At 46.8% G+C, this 5,076-nt stretch carries 7 protein-coding genes and 1 pseudogene; 2 read left to right on the plus strand and 6 right to left on the minus strand.

What is annotated here, in order from left to right:
• Positions 1-72 precede the first annotated feature (72 nt).
• Complete coding sequence (locus tag QUA25_RS28510; RefSeq protein ID WP_333043039.1) at positions 73-273, minus strand: hypothetical protein; 201 nt, start codon at positions 271-273, stop codon at positions 73-75.
• On the minus strand, positions 270-656 hold the full coding sequence (locus tag QUA25_RS28515) for a DUF433 domain-containing protein (RefSeq protein WP_333043041.1): 387 nt from the start codon (positions 654-656) through the stop codon (positions 270-272). Before QUA25_RS28515 ends, QUA25_RS28510 begins: the two co-directional genes overlap by 4 nt.
• A gap of 204 nt (positions 657-860) precedes the next feature.
• On the opposite strand from QUA25_RS28515, the gene QUA25_RS28520 reads away from it, so the two are divergent.
• A complete protein-coding gene (locus QUA25_RS28520; RefSeq protein WP_333043043.1) occupies positions 861-1,106 on the plus strand; it encodes a hypothetical protein in 246 nt (81 codons plus the stop codon).
• 18 nt (positions 1,107-1,124) lie between these two features.
• Here QUA25_RS28520 and QUA25_RS28525 read toward each other — a convergent pair whose 3' ends face one another.
• Positions 1,125-1,490 carry a hypothetical protein gene (locus QUA25_RS28525; protein WP_333043044.1) on the minus strand — a complete coding sequence of 122 codons (366 nt, stop codon included), beginning with the start codon at positions 1,488-1,490 and terminating at the stop codon, positions 1,125-1,127.
• Between the two features lie 24 nt (positions 1,491-1,514).
• The gene (cbiE, locus tag QUA25_RS28530; protein WP_333043046.1) at positions 1,515-2,723 is read right to left on the minus strand and encodes a precorrin-6y C5,15-methyltransferase (decarboxylating) subunit CbiE; all 1,209 of its coding nucleotides are present in this window, start codon (positions 2,721-2,723) and stop codon (positions 1,515-1,517) included.
• Between the two features lie 90 nt (positions 2,724-2,813).
• Here cbiE and QUA25_RS28535 point away from each other — a divergent pair, with 90 nt between their 5' ends.
• Positions 2,814-4,019, plus strand: a complete 1,206-nt coding sequence (locus QUA25_RS28535) for a transposase (RefSeq protein WP_333043048.1) — start codon at positions 2,814-2,816, stop codon at positions 4,017-4,019.
• Positions 4,020-4,056: 37 nt separating this feature from the next.
• On the opposite strand, the gene QUA25_RS28540 is transcribed toward QUA25_RS28535, so the two are convergent.
• Both QUA25_RS28540 and QUA25_RS28545 read right to left on the minus strand, forming a co-directional pair.
• On the minus strand, positions 4,057-4,557 hold the full coding sequence (locus tag QUA25_RS28540) for a GNAT family N-acetyltransferase (protein WP_333043050.1): 501 nt from the start codon (positions 4,555-4,557) through the stop codon (positions 4,057-4,059).
• Between the two features lie 294 nt (positions 4,558-4,851).
• A pseudogene (locus QUA25_RS28545) lies at positions 4,852-5,076 on the minus strand (photosystem II q(b) protein); the annotation flags it as partial.

Genomic DNA, 5,076 nt, shown 5'->3' on the forward strand with positions numbered 1-5,076 from the left:
AGAGACATAAGATAGGCTGCACACTGAAGTTATCTTTCTGTTATTATAGGATCATTCATTCTGTGGGACTCTCTAAGCCCAAGTTAAGCGTTGCTTCTGTCCGGGTTGCGAAGCTTGACGAATTGCATTGAACCAGCCCTGAATCAATTCCTCAACATTGATGACAGTAATAGCAACATCGCTAATATGGAGAGTTTCAAAACGTTGCAATATGAGTGGATTAGAGTGTTGCAAGAGTGTGAGATGGTCGGTATCGAGAATATATTGATTCATAGGGTCTCAGACTCAGGAAAATCGATATCAGCATTTCGATCTTGGCGATAGGTCTGAACATATTCCGTGACTTCATTCAACAACGGGTTACATCTCAAAAGAGGTGAAACATTCAACATCGGACGCGCCTCATACCAAGCAATCCGATCGTCTATTTCTGGCTGATTGTCCAGATAAAAGCTAATCGCATCAAACACTTGAGCTGCCGTCACGAGTTGCAGTAACTTCTGTGGAATTTCTTCAGGCTTTATTCCTGATTTCCAAAACACCACAATATCCCGTACCGTAACTTGAGTGTCTGCAATAATCGGTTCCCCCTGCAAAACTTCAGGATTGCGGGTGACATAGCGAGAAAGGCTTGTAGATGATAGCGAACTGGTCATAACGACCTCATAAGACAATGTAAACCTGCCTTCATCTTAGCGTAGTGGACAGAAGATGCCTATTTAGTCAGCCACGAGGAAATGTTTGATGCTTATGCTGTTCAAAGATTATGGGCATAAACTAGATTATTATCGCCAATGGCATTGACCCGATCGATTGTAAAAGAGTAAAATAAATTATAGAGTTACGCCCAAAAAGTTTCCATGCCTCCCGAAGAAATCCTCCTACAATACTGGCGCGAACTTGCCCCCGCCGATCGCGCAAAAGTCCTTCAGTTTACCCAAGCTCTAGCGCTCAAATCTTCACCTGAATTTACCCCCAAAACACAACTCGGTCAAACCCTGTGGAAACTTCGCCAACGGGCGATCGCCAACGGTATGAAACTGCTCAATGAAGTGGAGTTAGAGCAAGAAATTGCCGATCGTCGAGGTGGCTACGTTGTCTGGTAAACTAACTTATCTGGATCTCTATTCCATCTGCAAATATTCCAAAACGAGCAACCGCAAATAGTCTAGCATTCGGATATACGATCGCATTTGAAGATAGCCCGATCGCGTTTCAGCATAAAACTCAGCAATCGCAGAACGATCGAACACCCTAAGCTGATGTAAATTTGCGATCGCTTCCTCCCGGTTATCAACTCCCGCGCTAGCCTCAATCTGACTAGCATAACCGCGAATGCTAACTGTCACTAACTCAAGCTCCTCCAAAAACGATAAATCTTCTTCGGAACCAAGATACCTCTGAGATATCTCTTTGCGCTCGGATTTAGTGTTTTGATAATCAACCGTTAATTGTGCCAAAAGTAGGACAATAATATCTTTATTTATCATAGCTTTCTAGGCAAGAATCGGCTTTTAGGTTTTAACTACCGCCCACTGAGTCACCGGTGCAAGCGGTTTCCAACCCTGAAAAGAACCGATCGCCCCTACTCGCTGAATCGCAATTCTAATTAGTTCCCCGCCATAACGATCGTGCCATTGCAAAACTTTAAACTCGCTCTCAACTGTCACGGCATTAACAACTAATCGGCCGCCCTCACCTAAAGCATTCCAGCAAGTTTCCAGCACAGCTTCTGCAGTGACACCGCCGCCTATGAAAATAGCATTCGGTTGAGGCAAATTTGTCAGGGCTTCCGGCGCTTCTCCCGCAACGATTTCGAGTTCGGGAACGCCGAAATTCGAGGCATTTTCAGCGATGTATTGCAATCGAGTCGGATGGCGTTCGATCGCGATCGCCCTGCATCGGGGATGACTCCGCATCCATTCGATCGCGATCGAGCCGCAGCCCGCACCCACATCCCAAAGCAACTCTCCGGGAATCGGTGCTAACGCTGACAGAGTAACGGCTCTAACCTCTCGCTTGGTAAGTTGTCCGTCGTGGTGATATGCAACATCCGGCAAACCCGCAGTTCGGGGGAGGATAAGAGTTTGTCGATCGGCTGCAACTGCGATCGCGATCGTATTCAAATCAGCCAAATCCGATTCATTCCAGGCTGCTGCTACCCCCTCCAGCCGCCGTTCCGAGTTCCCTCCCATCCGCTCGAACACGGTCATCAAACTGCTGCCAAACCCCCGCTGCGTTAACAATTGGGCAACTTGGGTCGGCGTGTGTCTGTCAGCGCTCAACACCAGCAAGCGCGCGCCGGGGAAGAAAGCAAGTGCGATCGATGCGATCGGGCGATTTGTCAAACTGAAAGTCTCAACTTGGGCCAGCGGCCAACCCAAACGGGCGCAAGCAAGACTAAAAGCCGATGCCGCAGGAATCACAGTCATTTCCGAAATGGGAATTTTGCGCGACAGCGTGACGCCGATGCCGTGACACATCGGATCGCCGCTTGCGAGCACGCACACAGACTGTCCCCGGCGGCGGAGGATGTCGTCAACTGTTGTCTGCAAAGGCGATGCCCAAACCAATTTTTCGCGGGTGTCGTCGGTTGGTAGCATTGCTAGGTGACGGGCGCCACCAACAACGACTTGAGATTGAGAGAGGAGGGTAGAGGCGATCGGGCCGAGCCCCGAAAGTCCATCTTCGCCAATCCCCACCACCGAAAGCCATTTGTGCATTGCGCGCTTACCAAAATAATTGGGTTTAAAGCCCCGTCCTTGTAGGACCGCTTTCTGTGCTATACTTACGCTAACACGACAGGCGTAACTATGTTGGTATTTGAGGCAAAACTTGAGGGAACGCAGCAGCAGTACGAGAGGCTAGACGAAGCCATCCGCACTGCTCGCTTTGTTCGCAATAGTTGTCTCAGATACTGGCTCGACAACTTGGGAATCGGCAAGTACGAGTTAAGTGCCTACTGCGCTGTCCTGGCCAAAGAATTTCCCTGGGCCGCTAAACTCAACTCGCAAGCGCGTCAGGCTTCTGCTGAAAGAGCTTGGTCTGCAATTGCGCGGTTCTACGACAACTGCAAAAAAAGCAAACCAGGGAAAAAAGGCTTTCCGCGCTTTAAGAAACATCAGACCCACGGCTCTGTTGAATATAAAACAACAGGTTATAAATTATCGTTCGATAGACGTACTATCACTTTCACTGATGGTTTTGAAGCCGGAAGCTTTAAGCTGTGGGGAACTCGCGACCTACACTTCTATCAATTAAAGCAGATTAAGCGAGTCCGGGTAGTTCGTAGGGCTGACGGTTACTATGTGCAGTTTTTGATAGACCAAGAGAGGTTAGAAAAGAGAACACCAACTGGTAAAACACTAGGTTTGGACGTTGGTTTGACTCACTTCTACACAGATTCAGACGGTCAAACAATTGAGAATCCGCGTCATCTGAGAAAGTCCGAGAAAGCTCTCAAACGACTGAATCGGCGTCTTTCGAGAACAAAAAAAGGCTCCAAAAATAAAGCCAAAGCAAGAAACCGATTAAGTAGAAAGCACCTCAAAGTAAGTAGACAACGTAAAGATTTTGCCGTGAAATTGGCAAGATGCGTAATCCAGTCTAGCGACTTGGTTGCCTATGAAGATTTGCAGGTGCGAAATATGGTCAAAAATAGAAAGCTAGCTAAATCTATTTCTGATGCTGCATGGTCTAATTTCCGGCAATGGTTGGAATATTTTGGCAAAGTGTTTGGAGTGGTAACAGTCGCTGTGCCTCCGCACTACACTTCGCAAAATTGTTCTAACTGTGGAGAAGTTGTTAAAAAGTCTTTGAGTCAAAGAACGCACCGCTGTCAGCACTGCGGTGTTGTACTCTTACGTGACTCGAATGCAGCAATCAACATACTTGAGTTAGGACTTCGTACCGTGGGGCACACGGAAACGTTAAACGCCTCTGGAGACATCGACCGCTGCATTGGTGAGGTAACTCCTCAATGTAAGTCGAGTCGTGGAAAGAGGAAGCCTAAACAGTGATGTTTAGAATCCCCGACCGTTTACGCCGGGGAGGATGTCAATACTTATCGATTCTAAAGAATAATATCGGATTTCCATCCATAATTCTTTCTTCTACTTGCCTCATCCCGAGTCTTTCTGCGACTTTTTGCGACTCAATGTTTGGGCGATCGCAACTTGCGACAAGATAGTTAAAGCCCAGTTCATCAAAACCATAATCCAATATTTTGGTTGATGCTTCAGTAGCGTAACCTTTTTTAAGTGCTTTCGGCAGCAGTGCGTAAACTAACTGGGGCTGTTCTTCTTCAAAAAAATACCACAAACCAACAAATCCAATAGTTTCTCGATCGCTCTTAGTTTCGATAAACCACATACCGAATTGCTTTTGGACAAACAGCTTTTTGTTTTCGGCAAGCATTTCTTCAACCTTTTGTAGCGACCAGATTTCGCCGTCGCACAGATATCTCCTCACATAGGCATCGATAAAAATTTTATGAAGCGTGTTGAGGTCGCTCTCCACAATCGGTTTCAAAACTAATCTCTCGGTTTCAAATATCATGGGGATTATTTATGTTGAATTCAAGGGCGATCGCACTTATCAATATTAGTCGAGGACGCACGGGTGGTCAGAAACCGGGTTTTTTATGAAAAGATGGGTTGCAGCCCCTAGATTCGGTAAAAAAGCCGGTTTCTTTGATAGGAGTGCGATCGCGAACTGTTTATTTTTGTAGTTGCGGTGTCTTCGCCGGCGGGTCCATGGGTCCATGACTGTCTGAAAAATATTTTTCCCCAAACAAAAAACAAAAAGCGCCCCTATTTCTAGGAGCGCTTTTTGTTAATCAAAAACTAAAACTTAGCCGTTGATAGAAGGAGCAACCATTGCTACTGGGGTGACTTCACTAGCAGCCAAGTCGAGAGGGAAGTTGTGAGCATTGCGCTCGTGCATTACTTCCATACCCAAGTTAGCGCGGTTGATGACATCAGCCCAAGTGTTGATAACGCGACCTTGAGAGTCGATAATCGATTGGTTGAAGTTGAAACCGTTCAAGTTGAAAGCCATCGTGGAGATACCCAAAGC

Origin of the sequence: Microcoleus sp. Pol17C6 (assembly GCF_036701145.1) — a bacterium.
Classification (GTDB): domain Bacteria; phylum Cyanobacteriota; class Cyanobacteriia; order Cyanobacteriales; family Microcoleaceae; genus Microcoleus.

Bases quoted from the DNA above. Each gene is read 5' to 3' on its own strand.
- QUA25_RS28510 (WP_333043039.1), bottom strand. From the start codon at position 273: ATGAATCAATATATTCTCGATACCGACCATCTCACACTCTTGCAACAC.
- QUA25_RS28515 (WP_333043041.1), bottom strand. From the start codon at position 656: ATGACCAGTTCGCTATCATCTACAAGCCTTTCTCGCTATGTCACCCGC.
- QUA25_RS28520 (WP_333043043.1), top strand. From the start codon at position 861: ATGCCTCCCGAAGAAATCCTCCTACAATACTGGCGCGAACTTGCCCCC.
- QUA25_RS28525 (WP_333043044.1), bottom strand. From the start codon at position 1,490: ATGATAAATAAAGATATTATTGTCCTACTTTTGGCACAATTAACGGTT.
- cbiE (WP_333043046.1), bottom strand. From the start codon at position 2,723: ATGCACAAATGGCTTTCGGTGGTGGGGATTGGCGAAGATGGACTTTCG.
- QUA25_RS28535 (WP_333043048.1), top strand. From the start codon at position 2,814: ATGTTGGTATTTGAGGCAAAACTTGAGGGAACGCAGCAGCAGTACGAG.
- QUA25_RS28540 (WP_333043050.1), bottom strand. From the start codon at position 4,557: ATGATATTTGAAACCGAGAGATTAGTTTTGAAACCGATTGTGGAGAGC.